Source organism: uncultured Photobacterium sp. (assembly GCF_947039875.1).
Lineage (GTDB): Bacteria > Pseudomonadota > Gammaproteobacteria > Enterobacterales > Vibrionaceae > Photobacterium.
Genome location: NZ_CAMRAN010000056.1, coordinates 1 through 23,961 on the forward strand (window position 1 = coordinate 1; position 23,961 = coordinate 23,961).

Here is a 23,961-nt window from a genome sequence, read left to right on the forward strand (position 1 = left end):
GGCGTTTGTCTTCAAGAGATACTTCACCTACTTCAAACATCTTTGAAGTATCACCATGGTAACCATCTTTAATCACTGTCACGTCAATATTAATGATGTCACCATCTTTCAATACTGCGGGCTTGTTATATTTACCGTTAGCTTCTACAACAATTTCATCTGCTGATGCTGGAATACCGTGGCAAACAACGTGGTTAATAGAGGTACACACAGATTTAGGAAAGCCGTGGTAATTCAACGGTGCCGGAATAGCTTGTTGAACTTGTGTGATGTAGTCATGACAAATTTTGTCTAACTCTTCAGTGGTCACACCCGCCTTTACATGCGGTTCGATCATTTCTAATACGTCTGCTGCTAAACGGCCAGCAACACGCATTTTTTCAATTTCTTCAGCCGTTTTGATCTTAATGCTCATAAAATCGTCTCAATCTGTATGTTTCTGTGTGATTGTTATATTACCAGTCGCAAGGGGCTAAAGGGAAGATAAGATTAGTTCTCATATCCAATTTTGACTGGATTTTATTGGCTGTTCTATGGTATAAAGCGCGCCGTAAACAGTGATTTTGTTTCTGTTATAAGCGAAAATTTAACCCTTAGCTGGCTAAGTTGGCGTGTACTAATGGTACAACTTGATTGGATTACACATACTTTTATTTATTATTCACACATATCGACACATCTGCCGGGGTGCTCAGTTACTTATTTTAAGTAACAATGGCAATTACGCTGTTATCGGGTCGGTTTTAAGATGGGATATGTGGACGCCTAACCCCATAGAGGATTATTCAATGGCAACTGTATCAATGCGCGACATGCTTCAGGCTGGTGTACACTTTGGTCACCAAACTCGTTACTGGAACCCAAAAATGAAGCCATTCATTTTCGGCGCTCGTAACCGTGTACACATCATCAACCTAGAAAAAACTGTACCAATGTTCAATGCAGCACTAGCTGAAATTGAAAAAATTGCTGCTCGTAAGGGTAAAGTTCTTTTTGTTGGTACTAAGCGCGCAGCTAGCGAATCAATCAAAGAAGCAGCAATCAGCTGTGACCAGTACTACGTAAACAACCGTTGGTTGGGTGGTATGTTGACTAACTGGAAAACTGTTCGTCAATCAATCAAGCGTCTTAAAGAACTTGAAGCTCAATCTATTGATGGTACTTTCGAAAAGCTAACCAAGAAAGAAGCGCTTATGCGTACTCGTGAAATGGAAAAGCTTGAGAAATCACTAGGTGGTATTAAGAACATGGGCGGTCTACCAGACGCAATGTTCGTAATCGGCGCTGACTGTGAGCACATCGCAATCAAAGAAGCTAACAACCTAGGTATCCCAGTATTTGCTGTTGTTGATACTAACTCTGATCCAGACGGCGTTGATTTCGTTATCCCAGGTAACGATGACGCAATCCGCGCGATTCAGCTTTACACTGGTGCTGTAGCTCAAACTGTTAAAGAAGCTCGTAACCAAGATATCGCTGTTCAAGCAGAAGAAGACGGTTTCGTAGCTGAAGCTTAATAGCCTGCTGCTTTACATAAGCATCTTAAGTTACCTTGCGTAAACTAAGAATGGTTACCAGGGGCCGATAGTGGCCCCTGATTTTTACTCAACGAATTCAAATCTGAGGATTATCACATGGCAACAGTTACAGCTGCCCTAGTTAAAGAACTGCGTGAACGTACTGGCGCAGGTATGATGGATTGTAAGAAAGCACTAGTAGAAGCTAACGCTGATATTGAGCTAGCAATCGAAAACATGCGTAAGAGCGGTGCTGCTAAAGCTGCTAAAAAAGCAGGTAACGTAGCAGCTGAAGGTACTATCATCATCAAAGATGCTGACGGTAAAGCAGCTCTTGTTGAAGTAAACTGCCAGACTGACTTCGTTGCTAAAGATGGTAGCTTCCTTGCATTCGCTAACTCTGTTGCAGATGCTGCACTTGCTAGCCACGCTACAGTTGAAGAACTTCAAGCACAATTTGAAGAAGCTCGTATCGAGCTAGTTGCTAAGATCGGTGAGAATATCTCTATCCGTCGCGTAGCATATATCGCTGGTGATAAGGTTTCTGCTTACACTCACGGTACTCGTATCGCAGTAGTTGTTGCTGGTAACGGTGACGAAGAAACACTTAAGCACATTGCAATGCACGTTGCTGCATCTAACCCTGAATACGTTAACCCATCTGACGTACCAGCAGAAGTTGTAGCTAAAGAGCGCGCCGTTCAAGTTGAAATCGCTATGAACGAAGGCAAGCCACAAGCTATCGCTGAGAAGATGGTTGAAGGTCGCATGAAGAAGTTCACTGGTGAAGTTTCTCTAACTGGCCAAGCTTTCATCATGGAACCAAAGAAAACTGTTGGTGACGTACTGAAAGAAACAGGCGCTACAGTAACTAACTTCGTACGTCTAGAAGTTGGTGAAGGTATCGAGAAAGCTCAAGAAATGAGCTTTGCTGAAGAAGTAGCAGCTGTTCAAAAAGGGTAATCCTTTTTAATCAGAATACCAAAGACCGCAACCGACGTTGCGGTCTTTTTACAACTCCATATCTCAAAATCAGCTTGGAAGGTAAAAAAACATGACCACAAACCCTAAACCAACTTATCAACGTATTCTTTTAAAACTAAGCGGTGAAGCACTGCAAGGTAAAGAAGGATTTGGTATTGACGCTCAAGTTCTTGATCGCATGGCACAAGAAGTAAAAGAACTTGTTGAATTAGGTGTTCAAGTCGGCCTTGTAATCGGTGGGGGTAACCTATTCCGTGGTGCTGGTCTTGCTGAAGCAGGTATGAACCGAGTTGTGGGCGACCACATGGGTATGCTAGCAACGGTAATGAACGGCTTAGCAATGCGTGATGCGCTGCACCGTGCCTATGTGAACGCGCGAGTAATGTCTGCTATTCCTCTAAACGGCGTATGTGATAACTATAACTGGGCTGATGCAATCAGTCAGTTACGTCAAGGCCGTGTTGTTATTTTCTCAGCTGGTACAGGTAATCCGTTCTTTACGACAGATTCTGCTGCATGTCTTCGTGGTATCGAAATCGAAGCTGATGTAGTATTGAAAGCAACAAAAGTTGAAGGCGTGTTTACGGATGATCCAGTTAAAAATCCAGATGCAACGCTTTGTGAACAGCTGAGCTACCAAGATGTACTTGAAAAAGAACTTAAGGTAATGGATTTGGCTGCATTTACCCTTGCTCGTGACCATAATATGCCAATTCGTGTATTTAACATGAATAAGCCAGGCGCATTACGCCGTGTTGTTATGGGTGAGCAAGAAGGTACGCTGATCACTAACGCTTAAGCCTTGTAAATTGATTAATATGGCGCTGACGCTCAGCGCTATGATGACAGCATAATTTAAGGTATTTATCGTGATTAACGAAATCAAACAAGACGCGCAAACGCGCATGGAAAAAAGTGTTGATGCACTGAAAGGTCAATTAGTTAAAATTCGTACTGGCCGTGCACATCCAAGCCTACTTGATACTATCTACGTGGAGTATTACGGCGCAAGTACACCACTAAAGCAAGTTGCTAACGTGGTTGCTGAAGATTCACGTACATTGGCTATTACTGTATTTGATCGTGAGCTATCAGCGAAAGTTGAGAAAGCAATCATGATGTCTGATTTGGGTCTAAACCCAATGTCTGCAGGTACTGTTATTCGTGTTCCATTGCCACCGCTAACAGAAGAGCGTCGTCGCGATCTTGTTAAGATTGTACGCGCAGAAGCTGAACAAGGCCGTGTTGCTGTACGTAATATTCGTCGTGATGCAAACGCAACAGTTAAATCTTTACTAAAAGATAAAGATATTTCTGAAGATGATGATCGTCGTGCACAAGATGAAATTCAGAAACTAACAGATGAAGCTATCAAGAACATCGAAGCTGTTCTTGAAGTGAAAGAAAAAGAGCTAATGGAAGTTTAAGACATTAGTCTTAATTTAGCTGACAAAGTTAAGGCGCTGTGCGGCAGCACGGCGCTTTTTTTTTGAGGGATAAATATGGCACAACCTTCAATAGACGCTGTTCCTTCAGCCGATTATCTCCCGCAGCATATTGCTGTGATTATGGATGGTAATGGTCGTTGGGCTAAAGCCAAAGGCAAAGCGCGAGTATTTGGCCATAAAGCTGGTGTAGAAGCTGTGCGTAAAACGGTTTCTACTGCAAATCGACTCGGAATTAAAGTTGTCACATTGTTTGCTTTTAGCAGTGAAAATTGGCGTCGTCCAGAAGATGAAGTTTCATTGCTAATGGAATTATTCATGACTGTTTTAGGTCGTGAGGTAAAAAGACTACATAAAAATAATATTCGATTATGTATTATCGGAGACAAAAGTCGTTTTAGTGCTCGCTTGCAGAAAAGAATAGCTGCAGCAGAGCTATTAACTGAAGCTAACACTGGGCTAGTTTTGAATGTTGCGGCTAATTATGGTGGGCAATGGGATATTCTTCAAGCGACTAAGCTGATGATGCAGCGAGTAGTGGACCAGCAACTTGATATTGAATCTCTGACTGAACAAGATTTAGCGCAGGGGCTCGTGACGCAAGGCTTACCGGATGTTGATCTCTTAATTCGTACTAGTGGTGAGTGCCGCATTAGTAATTTTATGCTGTGGCAAACGGCTTATGCTGAATTATATTTCACTGAACAACATTGGCCAGATTTTGATGAACAAAGTTTGGTAAATGCTGTGACATGGTTTGTAAATCGTGAGCGCCGCTTTGGTTGTACTGGCGAGCAGATACAAGCTTTGTTAAAATAAAAAATATTATTTTCGCCAATGCACAATGTCGTGTATTGGCGTTATTGTTTAAGTAGCGGGTATCGCCCAATACTGAATATTATATTTCCTATTAAAAGAGGACGCAGCTTGCTCAAGCAACGAATTATTACCGCGTTAATCCTCGCGCCACTCGTCATTGCAGGGATCTTTTTTCTGCCGTTGCCAGCTTTTATTATTGCTATGGCTGCAATAACCTTAGTCGGTTTTTGGGAGTGGACGCAGTTTGTTAACGCATCATCGCGTATTAATGCAATGATTTTACCAAGTGTTACGTTGGTAGCAAGTATTATGCTATTACCAACTGATCCCGCGTTACTCTCTCATCCCGGTGGTATTTATCGCACTATATTGCTTATTGGTGGGTTGTGGTGGCTTGTCGCATCTGCATTGGCGATCAGTTATCCCAAAAGTGCGGATTTTTGGTCTAAAAAACCATTTCTAAAGCAAATTTTTGGTTTGCTCACATTATTGCCTTTTTTTTGGAGTATTTTAATGCTCCGAGCCGTGAATTATGACAATAATCCGTATCACGGTGCTTGCTTAGTTTTACTTGTGTGCTTATTAGTGTGGGCCGCTGATACTGGCGCTTACTTCTCTGGCAAGCGCTTTGGTAAGCATAAGATGGCGCCGGCAGTTAGCCCAAATAAGACCATTGAAGGTTTAATCGGTGGTGCTTGCTTAGCAATATTTATTACTTGGCTAGGATCGCATTTATTGTCTATTGAGTTTACATCATTAGGCCAACTGTTCTTTATTGCTATTGTTACAGTGATTATTTCGGTATTAGGCGATTTAGTTGAAAGTATGTTCAAACGTGTTTCTGGCATAAAAGATAGTGGTAATATTTTACCGGGACATGGCGGAATACTGGATCGTATTGACAGCTTAACGGCGGCGATACCTGTATTTGCATTACTCTATCTGTGGCTAATATAATTAATAACAGCCATCTTTTCTAAAGGCAGCTATTTCGCTGCCTTTTTTGTAACTGTAAGTGATTTTATGCGTAAGTTAACGATTCTTGGTGCTACGGGCTCGATTGGCAGTAGTACTTTAGCGGTAGTCGCTCAAAATATTGATTCTTTTGAAGTTACCGCATTAGCTGCTGGCTCTAATGCCGACAAAATGTTTGAACTGTGTCAACAATGGCGACCGAAATATGCGGCAATGGCATCTGTAACTGCTGCTGAGCAACTTAACAGCTTAGTGACGCAAGCAGGGTTAAACATTCAAGTCTCTGGTGGTGATGACGCTATTTGTTATATAGCGGCATTAGATGAAGTTGATACGGTTATGGCTGCCATCGTTGGTGCGGCAGGTTTATTACCTACCATGGCTGCGGTTAAAAAAGGTAAACGCATTTTATTAGCCAATAAAGAAGCATTGGTTATGACAGGGCAGATGTTTATTGATGCCTGTGAAAAATACGGGGCAGAATTATTACCTGTTGATAGTGAACATAATGCGATTTTCCAAGCATTACCTGCTGAGATTCAACGCCGTATGGGGCGTTGCGATTTAGCAGCACATGGTGTTAGTAAGGTATTATTAACCGGTTCCGGTGGTCCATTCCGCTATACTGATATCAATACTTTAGATGCAGTTACACCGGCAATGGCGATTGCACATCCGAATTGGTCTATGGGACCTAAAATTTCGGTTGATTCTGCAACCATGATGAATAAAGGCTTGGAATACATTGAAGCGCGATGGTTATTCAATGCCAGTCGCGAACAAATGCAGGTGATTATTCACCCACAATCAGTGATCCACTCAATGGTGCAATATAAAGACGGTTCAGTTATCGCACAGATGGGATTACCTGATATGTGCACGCCAATTGCATGTGCAATGGCATACCCACAACGGATTGAATCTAGCGTGGCACCACTTGATTTTAGTCAGATCGGTGAGTTTACTTTCATGGCCCCTGATTTTGATCGTTATCCATGTTTGAAACTGGCTATTGATGCTTGCTATAAAGGTCAAGCAGCAACCACCACCTTAAATGCGGCCAATGAAATTGCTGTTGCTGCCTTTTTAGCCAATGAAATTCTTTTTACTGATATTGCGAAAGTAAACAAGTTAGTGTTAGACGTCGCAGTATTAACTGAACCTAATGATATTGATGCCGTAATGGTGCTTGATAAACAAGCGCGTGAGCTTGCTTTAGACATTATTGCGAAGGAATTTGCATGATTGAATTTATCCGTAATTTAAGCGCTTTTTTAGTTGCTCTTGGTATTCTGATCGCTGTCCATGAGTTTGGCCATTTTTGGGTTGCTCGTCGTTGTGGTGTTTATGTTGAACGCTTTTCTATTGGTTTTGGTAAAGCCTTGTTTAATCGTGTAGGTAAAGATGGTACAGAATACACATTAGCGCTGATACCACTGGGTGGTTACGTGAAAATGCTTGATGAGCGGGTAGCTGAGGTTCCGCCTGAGAAACGTCATATGGCGTTTAATAATAAGAAAATTTGGCAACGAAGTGCTATTGTTGCAGCTGGTCCAATGGCAAACTTTATTTTTGCGATTTTTGCTTATTGGGTGGTGTACCTAATTGGCGTACCGGCTTTAAAGCCTGTTATTGGTGAGGTTGCGCCTCAATCTATTGCAGCGAAAGCGGGAATTATTCCAGGAATGGAACTAAAATCAGTTTCTGGACTCGAAACATCTGATTGGGAATCTGCCAATATGGCATTAATTTCTCAAATTGGAGATAAGCAAGTTGTGATAACTGCACAAGAGCCTGACAGTTCGGTTGTGGTTTCACGTACACTTGATTTAACCGATTGGTCTTTTGATCCTGAATCCCAGCGCGTGTTGACGACATTAGGTATTTCGCCATTTACACCGCCAATTACGCTAACTGTTTCACAACTTGTTGATAATAGTGCAGCAATTGATGCAGGATTTAAATTAAATGATAAGATTGTCGCTGTTGATGATAAATCAGTAACGCAGTGGCAGCAATTTGTTGATGCTGTTCGTAGTCATCCAGGAAAAACGCTACAAGTTGAAGTTTTACGTAATGAGGAACCAGTGATGTTATCATTGACACCTCGTGTAAAAGTTGAAGCTGATGGTAAAGAAGTTGGCTATGTAGGATTGGCACCAAGTATTGAACCTTGGCCAGCATCGTACAAAGTTAATTTACAGTTTGGTCCAATTGATGCAGCGATCAAAGCGTCCGAAAAAACCGGTCAATTAGTGTCACTAACGTTTGATATGGTCACTAAGCTTGTGACTGGTGATGTTGCAATGAAAAATCTGAGTGGACCGATATCTATCGCTAAGGGCGCCGGAATGACCGCCGAATTTGGCTTAGTCTATTTCCTGGGTTTTTTAGCTTTGATCAGTGTTAACCTAGGCATTGTAAACCTATTACCTTTACCTGTGCTTGATGGCGGACATTTAATGTTCTTTGCTATCGAGGCGGTAACTCGTCGTCCTGTATCTGAACGAATTCAGGATATTGGCTATAGAGTGGGATCAGCCATTTTGGTTGCGTTAATGGCGGTTGCGCTATTCAATGATTTTACCCGACTTTAATAAATGCGTATTTAGCAAGGAATAATCAGTACAGTAATGGCGATTAAAAAACTGTTAGTCGCATCGCTGCTTTTGACAAGTAGCGTTGCGCATAGCGCGGAAAATAAATTTGTAGTTGATAACATTCGTTTTGAAGGTCTTCAGCGAGTCACTATGGGGGCTGCATTGTTAAAGATGCCTGTTCGTGTTGGTGATACTGTTGATCCACAGGATATTTCAGCATTAATCAAATCTCTTTATTCTTCCGGCAACTTTGAAGATATTAAGGTCTATCGAGACGGTAATACGTTATTGGTTGATGTAAAAGAGCGTCCAACGATTGCTGATATCACTTTTGCTGGCAATAAAGCTATCAAAGATGAGCAATTAAAAGAAAATCTTGAAGCATCAGGCTTACGTGCTGGTGAAGCACTAGATAGAACAACATTATCCAAGATTGATAAAGGTCTGGAAGATTTCTACTACAGTGTGGGTAAATATAACGCTACTGTAGAAGCGGTAGTGACGCCTTTGCCTCGTAACCGTGTTGATATTAAATTCGTTTTTACTGAGGGTGTATCCGCTAAAATTAAGCAGATCAATATCCTTGGTAATCATGTTTTCAGTGATGCTGATTTGGTTGGTAAGTTCAAGCTCAAGGACAGTGTGCCTTGGTGGGACTTTATGGCCAATGAAAAGTATCAAAAACAAGTTCTGCAAGGTGACTTAGAAACGTTACGCTCACAGTATCTAAATAATGGTTATTTAAAGTACCGCTTAGAATCAACGCATGTTGCCATTTCTCCTGATAAAAAAGGCGTGTACATTACTTTAAAAATTCATGAAGGTGAGCAATACAAGGTTAAAAACGTTAAGTTCCAAGGTGACGTTGCTGGCCGCGTTGCTGAGTTTGATAAGTTAGTAACCTTTAAAGTCGGCAGTGTCTACAATGGTGCTGAAGTTACAGCATTAGAAGAAGCTGTTAAGCGTGACTTAGGCAAAGCAGGTTATGCTTACCCTAAAGTAACCACCATGCCTGAGTTTGATGATGCAGCACATCAAGTATCCTTGATCGTGAATGTTGAACAAGGTAAGCGTGTATATGTACGAAATATTGGATTTAGTGGTAATAACACCACTAAAGATGAAGTATTACGTCGTGAAATGCGTCAAATGGAAGGCTCATGGCTCAACGCTAAATCAATTGAAACGGGTAAGCAGCGCCTAAATCGTACTGGTTTCTTTGAAAATGTTGATGTCAAAACCGTCCGTGTTCCTGGTTCTGATGATCAGGTTGATGTGAAGTACAACGTTAAAGAAGCGAACTCTGGTAGTGTCAATTTCGGTGTGGGTTATGGTACTGAATCGGGCGTTAGCTTCCAAGCAGGTTTAACCCAGAAAAACTTCTTGGGTACGGGTAACTTATTTGGCATTAATGCAATGACCAATGATTACTCTAAGAATATTAGCCTTGAATACAAAGATCCGTACTTCACGATTAACAACGTTAGTCTTGGTGGTAAGATTTACTACAACGAGTTTGAAGCATCAGATGCCAATATCTCGGATTATACCAACCAAAGTTATGGCGCGAGTTTAACGTGGGGCTTCCCATTTAATGAATTGAACTATTTTGACTTTAGCTTGGGTTATGATCATAACAAGATCTCTAATATTCAAGACTACTATCAGATCGAGCAATTTAAGAAAATCCATGGTTTTGACGAAAACAGTGATAATGCGATTGAACTTGATGACTTCAGTTGGAGTATCTCTTGGACACGTAACCATCTAAACCGTGGTTATTTTCCAACATCAGGTAATTACCAAAATGCATCATTTAAGATGACTATTCCTGGGTCTGATTCACAATACTTCAAGACCCAATATGATGTTCGCCAGTATATTCCATTAACAGAAAAACAAGACTACACCTTATTACTACGTGGTAAGTTGGGTTACGGCAACGGTTACGGTAAAACAGATAATGGCAGCGATCAATTAATGCCATTCTACGAAAACTACTACGCGGGTGGTTTTACAACTATTCGTGGTTTCCGTTCTAATACTGTTGGCCCTAAAGCTGTTTATGGTGAAGGCCAAGGTAACAACCAACACGGTGTTGTTAGTGATGAGTCTACGGGCGGTAACGCTATCGCTCTAGCAAGTATGGAATTAATTGTTCCAACGCCATTTGCTTCACAAGAAGTTAAAAACCAAGTACGTACCAGCTTCTTTGTTGATGCTGGTTCGGTGTGGGATACTGAATTCCACCCTGATTATACTAACGCGAGTTCATTACCCGATTATTCAGATCCAGGTATGATTCGAGCATCGTACGGTGCTGCATTACAGTGGATGTCCCCAATGGGTCCACTTGTATTCTCGGTTGCGAAACCAATCAAAAAATATGAAGGGGATGATGAAGAGTTCTTCACATTCACCATTGGTCAGTCATTCTAATTTTTAAGGAGAGTCTTTTGAAACAGTGGATTAAAGCAGCAAGTTTAGGTTTAGTAATTTTATCTTCATCTATGTACGCTAATGCGGCAGAAGCTGCACAAAAAATTGGTTATGTGTCTACCAGTCAGGCAATGTCTGAATTAGCGACACGTTATAAAGTACAACAAAAATTGCAAAAAGAGTTCAGTGGTCGTGTAGCCGCTTTACGTTCGATTGAAGGTAAAATGAAAACCAAAATCGAAAAGATGAAGCGTGATGGTGAACTAATGACACCAACACAACGTACTGATATTCAACGTCAACTTGCTACACTTGATTCTGATTATAAGTTAAAAGCAAAAGCGTTAACTGAAGATCAACGTCGTCGTGGTATGGAAGAAGAGCAGAAGCTTGTTAAGAAAATCCGTACAGCTATCGACACTGTAGCGAAGAAAAATGGCTATAATCTTGTACTCGATGCACAAGCAGTATTATTTGCAAGTAAGAGCGATGACTTATCATCTAAAGTTATTGCTGCAGTAAAATAAAACAGTAACCCTGTGGTAAATGTTGTAGCTGACTAGTTCAGCTGCAACTTTTGATCTAACAGCCACCTATATGTGGCTGTTGTTACAAGAGAGATAGAATAAAATGGCTGTAATTACTCTTGCTGAATTAGCGGATAAATTAGGTGCAGAGCTACATGGCGACGGCACAACTGAAATTCACTCAATTGCTGCGATGGGCAAGGCTACTACAGGGCAAATCACGTTCCTTTCTGATAGCAAGTACCGTCAACAGCTTACTGAGTGTCAAGCGGATGCAGTAATGCTACGAGAAGCGGATGTCGAATTTTTCAATGGCAACAAGCTCGTCGTAAAAGATCCTTATCTTAGCTATGCATTAGTGGCTCAACTTCTGGATACAACACCTGTTGCTGCGGCTGATATTGCTGCTTCAGCTTATATTGATCCAACGGCAACGGTTGGAAGTAATGTCGCTATTGGCCATAATGCAGTGATTGAAGCTGGCGTACAATTAGGCGATAACGTTCAAATTGGTGCTGGTTGTTTTATTGGTAAAAATGCCGTTATTGGCGATAACACTAAATTGTGGGCGAATGTCACTGTCTATCATGATGTCGTGCTAGGCTCACAATGTCTTGTACAATCAAGTACGGTTATTGGTGCTGATGGCTTTGGTTATGCAAATGATAAAGGTGAGTGGGTTAAGATCCCTCAGCTAGGCTCTGTGCGCATTGGTAATCGTGTTGAAATTGGAGCTTGTACCACTATTGACCGTGGTGCATTAGAAGATACCATTATTGCTGATAATGTGATTATTGATAACCAGATGCAAATCGCCCATAACGTACAGATCGGCTATGGTACAGCCATGGCGGGTGGTACTATTGTGGCTGGTAGTACTACAATTGGTAAATACTGTATTATTGGTGGTGCTTCTGTTCTTAATGGCCATATTAAGATTGCAGATGGCGTAACGATTACCGGTATGGGAATGGTTATGCGTAGTATTGAAGATAAAGGTATGTATTCTTCAGGTATTCCGCTACAGCCTAACAAAGAGTGGCGCCGAACAGCTACTCGGGTTCATCGCATTGATGATATGAATAAACGTCTAAAGGCCGTTGAAAAACAACTTAAAGCTCACGACGAATAATTTTTTATCAGCATTGAGTGGCCTGCCTGGTGTGGGCCATTTTGCATTTTTATCGCATATTTTTTATCTCTTTTTAAGACAGGAATTTAGTTTTGACGACCGAAAATAAGACGTTAAACATCACCGAAATTCAGGCGCTTCTTCCTCATCGTTACCCATTTCTTATGATTGATCGTGTAACCAACTATGATGAAGGTAAAACGTTAACGGCTATTAAAAATGTTTCTGTCAATGAACCTCAATTTACGGGACATTTCCCTAATATGCCAGTATTCCCTGGGGTGTTGATTTTAGAAGCAATGGCACAAGCAACGGGTTTATTAGCCTTTAAAACCTTTGGTGCGCCAGCAGAAAATGAACTGTATTACTTTGCTAGTATTGATAAAGCAAAATTCCGTAAGCCTGTTGTACCTGGTGATCAAATGATCCTTGAAGTTGAATTTATTAAAGAACGTCGTGGTATCGCGTTATTTAATGGTATCGCTAAAGTGGATGGCGAAACAGTATGTTCAGCAGAACTTAAGTGTGCAAGACGAGTATTCTCATGATTCATGACAGTGCGAAAATTCATCCATCGGCAGTGATCGAAGATGGGGTAATCATTGGTGCTAACGTTACGGTTGGTCCATTTACCTATATTGCAACTGGGGTTGAAATTGGTGAAGGCACTGAGGTGATGTCTCATGTCGTCATTAAGGGACCAACAGTTATTGGTAAAGATAACCGTATTTTCCCGTTTGCAATTGTCGGTGAAGAGTGTCAAGACAAGAAGTTTAGTGGTGAAGCGACACGCTTAGAAATTGGTGATCGTAATGTGATCCGTGAAAGCGTACAGATTCACCGTGGCACAACCCAAGATAAAGGTGTGACGGTTGTTGGTAACGACAATTTGTTATGTGTTAATGCTCACATTGCACATGATGTGGTTGTTGGCGATTATACCCACATTGGTAACAACTCCATTTTAGGTGGTCATGTTACGGTGGGTGATTATGCAGGTGTAATGGCATTATCTGCGATTCATCCATTCTGTACTGTGGGTGCTTACAGCTACGTTGGTGGTTGTTCTGCCGTGGTACAAGATGTACCGCCGTATGTATTAGCTCAAGGTAACCACGCTAAACCGTTTGGTTTAAACATTGTTGGCTTGCAGCGTAATGGGTTTGAAAAGCCAGAATTACATGCTATCCGTCGCGCTTATAAAGAAATTTATCGTTCAGGAAAAACACTGGCTGAAGTGAAACCAGTGCTTGCTGAAATGGCAAAAGATTGGCCGTCAGTTGCACGTTTTTCTGAATTACTTGATAACTCAGAACGCGGTATTATTCGCTAATGACGAAGCCTCTTCGAATAGCTATTGTCGCCGGAGAAATCTCCGGCGATATTTTAGGTGCCGGTTTTATTCAAGCCGTAAAAGCCCAATATCCCGATGCTGAATTTGTGGGTATTGCGGGGCCTCGCATGCAAGCTCAAGGCTGTGAAGCACTGTTTGATATGGAAGAGTTAGCCGTGATGGGGATCGTTGAGGTTCTTGGACGACTACCGCGGTTATTCAAAGTTAAAGCTGAATTAGTCAAATATTTCAGTGCTAATCCGCCAGATGTGTTTGTCGGTATTGATGCGCCAGATTTTAATTTACGACTTGAGAAAGACTTAAAAGGTCGTGGCATTAAAACGGTGCACTATGTTAGTCCATCTGTGTGGGCATGGCGTCAAAAGCGAATCTTTAAAATTGAAGCGGCAACGAATTTAGTGCTGGCTTTTCTGCCATTTGAAAAAGCATTTTACGATAAATTTAATGTGCCATGTCAGTTTGTTGGTCATACCATGGCCGATACGATTCCATTGCAAACCGATCAAGTTGCAGCGCGTGAATTACTTGGTTTAGATCCAACTAAACGTTGGTTAGCCGTGCTTCCTGGTAGTCGTGGCAGTGAAATGGCCATGCTTGCAGAGCCTTTTATTCAAACTTGCCAAAAGCTCAAAACAAAACACCCTGAGCTAGGGTTTGTGGTTGCATTGGTGAATGAAAAACGTCGTGCTCAATTTGAACAAGCATGGCAAGCGACTGCGCCTGAATTAGATTTTGAGTTAGTGGATGATACTGCTCGAAATGTCATGATAGCGGCGGATGCGGTGTTACTCGCATCAGGTACGGTTGCGTTAGAGTGTATGCTCGTGAAGCGCCCAATGGTGGTTGGCTATAAAGTGAAACCACTCACTGCGTGGATTGCCAAGCGAATGCTAAAAACGAAGTATGTTTCATTACCTAACATCATGGCCGATCGTGAATTAGTGACCGAACTACTTCAAGATGATTGCACGCCAGAGAAGTTATTCCATGAAGTTGATAATATCCTTTATGGTGACACGAGTGCATTAATGGCGCAGTTTGAAAGCATGCATAAAACCATTCGTTGTAATGCTGATGAGCAAGCAGCAAAAGCCGTGTTAGCATTAATCGATAAGGCATAGTAATTATGGCTGAAAAACAAGATTTCCCTCCTTTTGTCTATCCGCAAGCCAACTGTATTGCGGGAGTCGACGAAGTTGGTCGTGGTCCATTAGTGGGCGCGGTCGTGACGGCGGCAGTGATTTTAGATCCTAATAATCCGATTGTTGGATTAACAGATTCTAAAAAATTGAGTGAGAAAAAACGTAATTTACTGTTTGATGAAATCAAGCAAAAGGCATTGGCATGGTCACTTGGCCGTTGTGAAGCAGACGAAATTGATCAGTTGAATATTTTGCAAGCGACAATGGTTGCTATGCAACGCGCTGTAGCTGGGCTACATATTCAGCCTGATTTTGTACTGATTGATGGTAATAAAACACCAGCGTTACCTATGGCTGCACAAGCGGTGGTGAAGGGCGACTTACGGGTGGCTGAAATCAGTGCGGCGTCAATTATTGCCAAAGTAACACGTGATCGTGAAATGGAAATCCTCGATGCAGAGTTTCCACAATATGGCTTTGCTAAGCATAAAGGTTATCCAACCAAAGCTCATTTTGCAGCATTAGAACAATATGGCGCGATTGACCAGCATCGAAAAAGTTTTAAACCTGTTAAGCGCGTACTAGGGCTTGATTAAGTCTTTGTGATTGCGTGATAAAAAGGCGAACCATTTGGTATCGCCTTTTTTTATACGGCGAATGACTACTCGATCGGGTATAATTTTTGTTAATTAAGTAATGTAATGAATTAGGTTGTCATGGCAGAACCCCGTTTTATCCACCTTCGAGTTCATAGTGATTATTCAATGATCGATGGCTTGGCGAAAGTGAAACCTATCGTTAAGCGCGCGACTGAACTTGGCATGCCAGCACTGGCTTTAACTGATTTCACTAACCTGTGTGGTTTGGTGAAGTTTTATTTTGCTGCCCATGATGCAGGTATGAAGCCGATTATTGGTGCTGATTTTAAAGTCCAAAGCCAAGAAATGGGCGATGAGCTATTTGAACTCACTATTTTAGCTGCCAATAATGAAGGTTATAAAAATCTAACATTATTAATTTCAGAAGCGTATCAGCGTGGCCATGTTCAGCATCAACCTGTGATTGATAAAGAATGGCTAATTAAACACCGTGAAGGGTTAATCATTTTATCCGGTGGAAGAACGGGCGATGTTGGACGTGCATTACTAAAAGGCAATCAACAGCTGACGGATACTTGTGTTGCTTTTTATCAAACATATTTTCCTGATAATTATTATTTAGAATTGGTGCGAACAGGTCGTGTTGATGAAGATGCTTACCTGCATTTCGCCATTGAATTAGCTGAAAAATATGATTTGCCTGTGGTTGCTACTAATGATGTACGATTATTGACCGCTGACCAATTTGATGCTCATGAGATTCGCGTTGCTATCCATGATGGTTACACCATGGTCGATCCTAATCGACCTAAGCTTTACAGTGAACAGCAATATTTGCGCAGCGAAGATGAGATGTGCGAGTTGTTTGCTGATATCCCTGAAGCACTGCAAAACTCGGTAGAAATCGCCAAACGCTGTAATGTGACAGTACGTTTAGGGGAATATTTCTTGCCGAATTTCCCTACTGGTGACATGAGTATCGAAGACTTCTTGGTGACTAAATCCCAACAAGGTCTTGAAGAGCGACTTGAATTTCTATTTCCTGATCCCGCGGTTCGCGCCCAACGTCGCCCTGAATATGATGAACGCTTAGAAATCGAATTGAAAGTTGTCAACCAAATGGGTTTCCCTGGTTACTTCTTGATCGTAATGGAATTTATTCAGTGGTCAAAAGATAACGATGTCCCTGTAGGTCCTGGTCGAGGGTCAGGTGCCGGTTCATTAGTGGCTTACGCGTTAAAAATCACTGACTTGGATCCGCTAGAATTTGACTTACTGTTCGAACGTTTTCTTAACCCCGAACGTGTTTCCATGCCCGATTTCGATATCGACTTTTGTATGGATAAACGTGATTTAGTGATTGATCACGTTGCTGAAATGTATGGCCGCAATGCGGTATCACAGATCATTACTTTCGGAACTATGGCTGCTAAAGCGGTTATTCGTGACGTAGGTCGTGTACTTGGACACCCATATGGTTTTGTTGATCGTATTTCTAAACTGATTCCAGCAGAACCTGGAATGACGCTTGAAAAAGCGTTTGAGGTTGAACCTCAACTGGGTCAAGCTTATGAAGCTGATGAAGATATTCGTGATCTGATTGATATGTGTCGTATTCTAGAAGGTGTGACACGAAATGCGGGTAAGCATGCTGGTGGTGTAGTTATTTCACCGACAACCATCACTGATTTTGCACCATTATATTGTGATGCAGAGGGTAATAACCCCGTCACCCAATTTGATAAAAATGATGTAGAAACAGCAGGCTTAGTGAAGTTCGACTTCTTGGGGTTACGGACATTAACCATCATTGATTGGGCGTTAGGGATGATTAACCCACGCCGTGTCGAGCAAGGATTAGAGCCGGTTAATATTGCTGCAATTCCTATGGCGGATAAAAAGTCATTTGATATGTTGCAACGTTCTGAATCAACCGCAGTGTTCCAGCTCGAATCTCGCGGTATGAAAGATCTGATCAAACGTCTACAGCCTGACTGTTTTGAAGATATGATCGCGTTGGTGGCACTTTTCCGTCCCGGTCCGTTACAATCAGGCATGGTAGATAACTTTATTGACCGTAAGCATGGTCGAGAAGCAGTATCGTACCCGGATGAAAAATGGCAACACGAATCGCTAAAAGAAATTCTTGATCCTACTTATGGCATTATTCTGTATCAAGAACAGGTAATGCAGATCGCACAGGTGCTAGCTGGCTATACGCTAGGTGGTGCAGATATGCTACGTCGTGCGATGGGTAAGAAAAAGCCATCAGAAATGGCTAAGCAACGGGCAGTGTTTGAGCAAGGTGCTATCGACAACGGGGTTGATGGCGAATTGTCGATGAAGATCTTTGACTTGGTAGAGAAATTTGCCGGTTATGGTTTTAACAAATCACACTCTGCCGCTTATGCATTGGTGTCGTACCAAACATTATGGTTAAAAGCCCATTATCCTGCTGAGTTTATGGCTGCGGTAATGACGGCTGATATGGATAATACTGATAAGATCATTAGCTTGGTTGATGAATGTCACCGCATGAATCTTAAATTATTGCCGCCAGATGTAAATAAAGGTCTGTACCGCTTCAATGTTGATGATGAAGGCGCAGTCGTTTATGGTATTGGCGCAGTTAAAGGTGTTGGTGAAGGCCCGATTGAAAATATTATTAGTGCCCGTGAAAAAGACGGCCACTTTAAAGATTTATTTGATTTCTGTGCTCGAATTGATACTAAAAAGGTCAATAAGCGTGTACTTGAGAAATTAATTAAATCGGGTGCGTTGGATCGATTAGGGCCAAACCGTGCTGCGATGTTAGCGACACTTGATGATGCAATTAAAGCCGCTACTCAATATCATAAAGCACAAGCATCTGGTCAGGATGATCTGTTTGGCGTTTTAACTGAAGCACCTGAAGAAGTTGAGCATGCTTATGCTAATATTGCAGAAGCGCCAGAAAGTGTTTGGCTTGAAGGTGAGCGTGAAACATTAGGGTTATATTTAACGGGTCACCCCATTAATGCTTATATCTCTGAATTAAAACATTATACCACCTGGCGTTTAAAAGATGCACAGCAAACAGGACGTGATAAAGTAGCGTCTGTTGCCGGGCTAGTGATCGCCGCTCGAGTGATGACAACTAAGCGTGGTAGCCGTATAGGCTTAATGACATTAGATGATCGTTCGGGTCGTATGGAGGTGATGTTATTTACTGATGCTCTTGACCGTTACATAGATTTGCTCGAAAAAGACAAAATAGTGGTCGTATCTGGACAGGTCAGCTTTGATGATTTCAATGGTGGCCTTAGAATGTCTGCTCGTGAAGTTCTTGATATTTCAGAAGCACGAGAAAAACATCTTCGTGGTGTTGCTATTTCGGTAACAGAAGAGCAAATCGACGAACAATTTTTTTCCCGTTTCAGCCAAGTGTTGGAACCGCATAGAGCAGGTACTGTTCCTGTTCATATGTATTATCAGCGCTCGAATGCTCGGGCCAAGTTTACCTTAGGAACAGAGTGGCGCGTAACGCCTGCCGATAAATTATTGTCGGATTTAAAAATGCTCTTAGGTGATAAACAGGTCGAGCTTGAGTTTAATTAAGTTAGCTTGTTATTTGTGGTAGGGTATAACCAAACCCTATCATTAAAATAAGCAAAAGGATTTTAAGTGGTATGAGCCTGAACTTCCTCGAGTTTGAACAACCGATTGCAGAATTAGAAGCAAAGATTGAAGCACTACGTGATGTATCACGCCGTGATGAGTCTAACTCGGTTGATCTTGAAAAAGAAATTGAGCAACTAGAAAAGAAAAGCCTCGAATTAACTAAGAAAATCTTTGGTGATCTTGGTGCCTGGCAGGTTGCGCAACTCGCACGCCATCCTCAGCGCCCATATACTTTTGATTATGTCGAGCACATGTTCGAAGAGTTTGATGAATTAGCCGGTGATCGTGCTTTTGCTGACGATAAAGCGTTAGTGGGTGGTATTGCACGTATTGATGGTCGTCCAATTATGGTCATTGGCCATCAAAAAGGACGAGGTACGACTGAAAAAGTTAAACGTAACTTTGGTATGCCAAAACCGGAAGGCTATCGTAAAGCGTTACGTCTAATGAAAATGGCTGAACGTTTTAAAATGCCAATTGTTACTTTCATCGATACTGCGGGCGCATACCCAGGTGTTGGCGCAGAAGAACGTGGCCAATCAGAAGCTATCGCAATAAACCTCAAAGTAATGGCTGGCCTAACTGTGCCTGTTATTTGTAATGTGGTTGGTGAAGGTGGTTCTGGTGGTGCGTTAGCTATTGGTGTGGGTGATTGCGTTAACATGTTGCAATACTCTACCTATTCAGTGATTTCACCTGAAGGTTGTGCATCAATTTTATGGCGTGATGCTGATAAAGCCCCACAAGCTGCTGAAGCGATGGGTCTAACAGCACCTCGTTTAAAAGAGCTTGAGCTAATCGATAATATTATCGAAGAGCCATTAGGTGGTGCACACCGTAACATGCCATTAATGGCAAATACGTTAAAAGCACAAATTAAAGCGACATTAGAAGAGTTAGATCAGTTAGATACTGAAGAACTACTTGAACGTCGTTACCAGCGTCTAATGAGTTACGGTTACTGTTAATCGTTGTTATTTTTACGCTTTAAGAAGGCCAGCATAATGCTGGCCTTTTTTTATATTTTTATGTTAGCCAATGCTGTTTGTGAGTGTCGGTTGATGTACTGCTGGTATAGACTAGATAGTCTGTTTTTAAAAGATATAAGCCAATGTTGTATTCTCATTTTTGTCATCAAATATTTGCCAATCCACCTCAAACTAGACGGTTAGTATTAGCGTTAAGTGGTGGGTTAGATTCTCGTGTAATGTTGGATTTATTAGCTCGATTTATTAATGAATATCCTGATTATCATGCTCATGCTGTCTATGTTCATCATGGACTGAGTACCAATGCAGATCGTTGGGCGCAACAATGTGTCTCATGGGCGTTAGCAAGTGGTATTGATTGTGATATTGAGCGCGTAGTTTGTGAATTAGGCGGTGGTGTCAGTGTTGAACAAGCGGCGCGAGATGCACGTTATAAAGCATTATCTCGTCATATATCTGCAGGTGATAGTTTGCTAACAGCGCAACATGCTGATGATCAAATTGAAACGGTATTATTAGCCTTAAAGCGGGGGAGTGGACCTGCGGGTTTGGCAGCAATGCCAGTGTTAACCTCATTTGCAACCGGACAACATTTACGGCCGTTATTAACCATTCGCCGTGCAGATATCGAAGCTTATGGTAAACAACGTCAATTACAATGGGTGGAAGATGAAAGTAATTTAGATCAACGTTACGATCGCAATTTTATTCGCCATCAAATAACACCATTGCTAAATGATCGCTGGCCGGGAATTCGTAAAGCGGTCTGTCGTAGTGCGCATTTATGTGGTGAACAAGAAGCTTTATTAGAAGAGCTATTAAGCTATCAGCTCCAACAAGCATTACAGACCGATGGTAGTTTACGTCTTACGGGAAATATCAGTGCTCGTTTAGGGATGGCGCTTATTCGACAATGGCTTAAACAGCAAGCGGTGATCATGCCATCATTAGCGCAGCTTGAACAAATTTGGTTTCATTTAGTCCAAGCCAAAGCCGATGCTAATCCACAAGTGTGTTGGCAACAGTATCAGGTGCGTCGTTATCAGCAGCAGTTGTATTTATTAGAGCAATGGTCAGATATTAGTGATTGGCAGCAGGAATTGAACATTAATCAACCATGCCAATTACCACAAACATTAGGGACGGTATGTTTGCAGCAACAAACTCAAACGGGATTACGTTTACCTTATGCTAATGAGGTGGTATCGGTTAGGTTTGACTATTTAGGTCCAGAGATAAAACCACAAGGCCGCAGCGGTAAGCGTAAGTTTAAAAAATTACTCCAAGAATATCAGGTGCCGAGTTGGTTACGTCGCCGTACACCAATGCTATTTTATGGTGAACAATTAGTCGCGATGGCTGGGGTATTTGTTGTCGATGAGTTTATTGCTCCAGTAACAGCAATCACAACGGTGCAGTTTATATGGCAACGTTCATAATTCCTTGATTGGCTCTTTTTATAATAAAACCGCACATGTTAATTTATTTAACATATGCGGTTGTTAAATAAATATTTATTCAGATCGATATTCTTTTGTTGCTAAAATATTAGAGGCATATTACTGTACTAGTCCACTGATACAAAATAGATGCTAATAAAGGATAGAACATGAGTAGACCATCGACACTTGGAGGTGCATGCATTATTGCTAGTGTGTGCGTAGGTGCAGGCATGCTTGGATTGCCAAGTGCAGGTGCTGGCGCATGGACATTATGGACTGTACTTGCGATCTCAGTAACGATGGTGATGATGACATTATCTGGTTGGTTATTACTTGAAGCCTTAAAGCATTATGATTTTAAAGTGTCATTTAACACCATTACAAAAGATGTATTGAAAAGCAAAGTGAATGCGATTAATAACCTCTCGTTGTATTTTGTTGGTGGTATTTTGCTTTATGCTTATATTTCTTCGTCAGGCATGATTTTTGGCGGTATATTCGATATTAATGCCAAATTAGCATCCGTCTTATTTGTGATTGCATCGTCTGTTTTTGTGCTTCATTCAACTCGCGCCGTTGATCGTATTTCGGTGCTGTTGATCATTTTTATGGCGATCAGTTTTATTATTGGTATTTCAGGCCTGGCGACCAATATTCAGTTACCAACATTGCTTGATAGTATCGATTCTCAAACCAGCCTTTCTCCTTATGCTCTCGCTATTTTACCCGTAGCATTAACTTCTTTTGGTTATCATCATTCGGTAAGCACCATGCGTGATTATTACCGTGATGAAAATCGTGCTAAAAACGCTATTTTAGGCGGTACCTTGATTGCATTAACGTTTTATGTAATTTGGGTGGTGTGTATTTTTGGTAATTTACCGCGTACACAATTCGGCCCTATTGTCGCCGCTGGTGGTAATGTTGATGCGTTAATGACAGCATTGGGTGGGGTGGTGAACTCTAACAGTATCAAACAAGCTTTAAATATTTTCTCAATTGCCGCTGTGGTGTCATCATTTATTGGTGTTGGTTTAGGGGTTTTTGATTATCTGGCGGATTTCTTTGGTTTTGAAGACACTAAGCAAGGCCGCTTTAAAACATGGGCGGTGACTTTTATTCCACCACTGGTGTTCTCATTATTTGCTCCGTTTGGATTTGTAGCGGCGATTGGTTTAGCGGGTGCTGCTGCGACGGTTTGGACCTGTATTATTCCAGCATTGTTAGCTAAAAAACTGCGTCAGCGTCAACCTGAACAACAAGGGTTTGTTGTACCTGGTGGCAATGTTACCATTTATGCGGTAATAATCTTTGGCGTATTAACTGCGTGTTTCCATTTATTAGCGATGGCTGATGTACTGCCGATATTCCAAGGTTAATTGAGTCATTACACCAAAGAAATGTTATTTAATAAGTATAAAAAGCGGCACTGATGAGTGCCGTTTTTTTATTTGATGTTTATAAGTCAACGTTAACGAAACTGCTGTACTTCAGGTAAAAAATCAAAGCCACCCGTCGCTAATTTTGCAATTAATTGTTCACGATCGATATCAAAAAATTTTGCTAAATTATCGAGGGTATTAAATTCATCACGGATCTTCATGTTGATGATACTCATCAGCATTATTGTGTCCATAGTTTCAAATTTTGATAGATCCATGGTTTAGTCCTCGTGATCACTGATAAGTAAATTCGCAGCAGCAAAAGCGGCACGTTCACGTACCTCTAATGGCAATTCAGTATTGGTGGCAATATCATTCAATGTTTTAATTGCACACTTAATTGCCGTGGGAATATAGCCTTGATCGCCACTGCCAATTTGAGAGTAAGTCATTCGAATTAGCTCACAACATTGATAAACTTGCATGGTCTTTCCTTTGCCTAAAAATATTCACATAAGATCAGTGTGACGAATGTTATGTGGATATACTTAAGTAGTTATTGTATTGAATATTATCATAGCCGTGAAAGAGATAAAAAATGTTTATGATAATTCAGCTATAAAAAAAGCTGCCTAAATGGGCAGCTTTTTTAAAATCATATGGTTGTTAATTAAGCCATTTTTTGCTTAAGAAAGTCCATAACATCAGCAGCAACAACTGCTTCTTTAGTACCAGTACGACGGTTCTTATATTCCATCTCACCATTTTCAAGGCTACGATCGCCAATCACGATAGTGTGAGGAATACCGATTAATTCCATGTCAGAGAACATCACACCTGGACGTTCTTTACGATCATCAAATAATACTTCGATACCCAGTGCAGTAAGATCTGCGTATAGCTTCTCTGCTGCTTCTTGAACGCGCTCTGATTTGTGCATGTTCATTGGTACGAT

The 23,961-nt window shown here is 41.4% G+C and carries 23 protein-coding genes; 19 read left to right on the forward strand and 4 right to left on the reverse strand.

Going from position 1 to position 23,961, the window contains the following annotated elements:
* Window positions 1–415 (reverse strand): M24 family metallopeptidase (locus tag Q0V26_RS15630; RefSeq protein ID WP_297483541.1); only part of this gene is annotated, 415 nt, incomplete at its 3' end.
* Window positions 416–788: 373 nt separating this feature from the next.
* On the opposite strand from Q0V26_RS15630, the gene rpsB reads away from it, so the two are divergent.
* The 19 genes from rpsB to Q0V26_RS15725 all read left to right on the forward strand — a co-directional run bounded on the left by rpsB (window position 789) and on the right by Q0V26_RS15725 (window position 23,003).
* Window positions 789–1,517, forward strand: a complete 729-nt coding sequence (gene rpsB / locus Q0V26_RS15635) for a 30S ribosomal protein S2 (protein ID WP_036793406.1) — start codon at window positions 789–791, stop codon at window positions 1,515–1,517.
* Between the two features lie 117 nt (window positions 1,518–1,634).
* Window positions 1,635–2,480, forward strand: a complete 846-nt coding sequence (tsf, locus tag Q0V26_RS15640; protein ID WP_297483547.1) for a translation elongation factor Ts — start codon at window positions 1,635–1,637, stop codon at window positions 2,478–2,480.
* Window positions 2,481–2,571: 91 nt separating this feature from the next.
* Entirely contained in the window at window positions 2,572–3,300 is a 729-nt protein-coding gene (gene pyrH / locus Q0V26_RS15645; RefSeq protein ID WP_036793410.1) for a UMP kinase, read from the forward strand.
* A 70-nt stretch (window positions 3,301–3,370) separates the two neighbouring features.
* The gene (gene frr / locus Q0V26_RS15650; RefSeq protein ID WP_036793412.1) at window positions 3,371–3,928 is read left to right on the forward strand and encodes a ribosome recycling factor; all 558 of its coding nucleotides are present in this window, start codon (window positions 3,371–3,373) and stop codon (window positions 3,926–3,928) included.
* A 75-nt stretch (window positions 3,929–4,003) separates the two neighbouring features.
* The gene (locus Q0V26_RS15655; RefSeq protein WP_297483554.1) at window positions 4,004–4,765 is read left to right on the forward strand and encodes an isoprenyl transferase; all 762 of its coding nucleotides are present in this window, start codon (window positions 4,004–4,006) and stop codon (window positions 4,763–4,765) included.
* A gap of 108 nt (window positions 4,766–4,873) precedes the next feature.
* Window positions 4,874–5,722, forward strand: coding sequence for a phosphatidate cytidylyltransferase (locus Q0V26_RS15660; RefSeq protein WP_297483556.1), 849 nt, complete (start codon window positions 4,874–4,876; stop codon window positions 5,720–5,722).
* Window positions 5,723–5,788: 66 nt separating this feature from the next.
* On the forward strand, window positions 5,789–6,985 hold the full coding sequence (gene ispC / locus Q0V26_RS15665; protein ID WP_297483558.1) for a 1-deoxy-D-xylulose-5-phosphate reductoisomerase: 1,197 nt from the start codon (window positions 5,789–5,791) through the stop codon (window positions 6,983–6,985).
* Entirely contained in the window at window positions 6,982–8,337 is a 1,356-nt protein-coding gene (rseP, locus tag Q0V26_RS15670) for a sigma E protease regulator RseP (protein WP_297483560.1), read from the forward strand. The genes ispC and rseP overlap by 4 nt, the downstream gene beginning before the upstream one ends.
* A 36-nt stretch (window positions 8,338–8,373) precedes the next feature.
* On the forward strand, window positions 8,374–10,779 hold the full coding sequence (gene bamA, locus Q0V26_RS15675) for an outer membrane protein assembly factor BamA (RefSeq protein ID WP_297483562.1): 2,406 nt from the start codon (window positions 8,374–8,376) through the stop codon (window positions 10,777–10,779).
* A gap of 17 nt (window positions 10,780–10,796) precedes the next feature.
* Window positions 10,797–11,306 (forward strand): OmpH family outer membrane protein, encoded by a 510-nt coding sequence (locus tag Q0V26_RS15680; protein ID WP_297483564.1) that lies wholly within the window; start codon window positions 10,797–10,799, stop codon window positions 11,304–11,306.
* 103 nt (window positions 11,307–11,409) lie between these two features.
* Window positions 11,410–12,438, forward strand: coding sequence for a UDP-3-O-(3-hydroxymyristoyl)glucosamine N-acyltransferase (lpxD, locus tag Q0V26_RS15685; protein WP_297483576.1), 1,029 nt, complete (start codon window positions 11,410–11,412; stop codon window positions 12,436–12,438).
* Between the two features lie 92 nt (window positions 12,439–12,530).
* The gene (gene fabZ, locus Q0V26_RS15690) at window positions 12,531–12,986 is read left to right on the forward strand and encodes a 3-hydroxyacyl-ACP dehydratase FabZ (protein WP_045037461.1); all 456 of its coding nucleotides are present in this window, start codon (window positions 12,531–12,533) and stop codon (window positions 12,984–12,986) included.
* Complete coding sequence (gene lpxA / locus Q0V26_RS15695; protein ID WP_297483578.1) at window positions 12,983–13,771, forward strand: acyl-ACP--UDP-N-acetylglucosamine O-acyltransferase; 789 nt, start codon at window positions 12,983–12,985, stop codon at window positions 13,769–13,771. The genes fabZ and lpxA overlap by 4 nt, the downstream gene beginning before the upstream one ends.
* Entirely contained in the window at window positions 13,771–14,913 is a 1,143-nt protein-coding gene (lpxB, locus tag Q0V26_RS15700; protein WP_297483580.1) for a lipid-A-disaccharide synthase, read from the forward strand. Before lpxA ends, lpxB begins: the two co-directional genes overlap by 1 nt.
* Window positions 14,914–14,918: 5 nt before the next feature.
* Complete coding sequence (gene rnhB, locus Q0V26_RS15705) at window positions 14,919–15,530, forward strand: ribonuclease HII (RefSeq protein ID WP_080159008.1); 612 nt, start codon at window positions 14,919–14,921, stop codon at window positions 15,528–15,530.
* Window positions 15,531–15,650: 120 nt separating this feature from the next.
* Window positions 15,651–19,130, forward strand: a complete 3,480-nt coding sequence (gene dnaE / locus Q0V26_RS15710) for a DNA polymerase III subunit alpha (RefSeq protein ID WP_297483582.1) — start codon at window positions 15,651–15,653, stop codon at window positions 19,128–19,130.
* Window positions 19,131–19,201: 71 nt separating this feature from the next.
* A complete protein-coding gene (gene accA / locus Q0V26_RS15715) occupies window positions 19,202–20,161 on the forward strand; it encodes an acetyl-CoA carboxylase carboxyl transferase subunit alpha (RefSeq protein WP_297483584.1) in 960 nt (319 codons plus the stop codon).
* Between the two features lie 143 nt (window positions 20,162–20,304).
* A complete protein-coding gene (tilS, locus tag Q0V26_RS15720) occupies window positions 20,305–21,621 on the forward strand; it encodes a tRNA lysidine(34) synthetase TilS (RefSeq protein WP_297483586.1) in 1,317 nt (438 codons plus the stop codon).
* 170 nt (window positions 21,622–21,791) lie between these two features.
* Window positions 21,792–23,003 (forward strand): aromatic amino acid transporter, encoded by a 1,212-nt coding sequence (locus Q0V26_RS15725; RefSeq protein ID WP_297483588.1) that lies wholly within the window; start codon window positions 21,792–21,794, stop codon window positions 23,001–23,003.
* A gap of 92 nt (window positions 23,004–23,095) precedes the next feature.
* Here the strand turns inward: Q0V26_RS15725 and Q0V26_RS15730 are convergent, their stop codons facing one another.
* From Q0V26_RS15730 to Q0V26_RS15740, 3 genes are all read right to left on the reverse strand, one after another.
* Window positions 23,096–23,284, reverse strand: coding sequence for a DUF4250 domain-containing protein (locus Q0V26_RS15730; protein ID WP_297483590.1), 189 nt, complete (start codon window positions 23,282–23,284; stop codon window positions 23,096–23,098).
* A gap of 3 nt (window positions 23,285–23,287) precedes the next feature.
* On the reverse strand, window positions 23,288–23,491 hold the full coding sequence (locus tag Q0V26_RS15735; protein ID WP_045037452.1) for a YaeP family protein: 204 nt from the start codon (window positions 23,489–23,491) through the stop codon (window positions 23,288–23,290).
* 185 nt (window positions 23,492–23,676) lie between these two features.
* Window positions 23,677–23,961: His/Gly/Thr/Pro-type tRNA ligase C-terminal domain-containing protein (locus Q0V26_RS15740; protein WP_297483592.1), on the reverse strand; the 285-nt coding region annotated here is incomplete at its 5' end.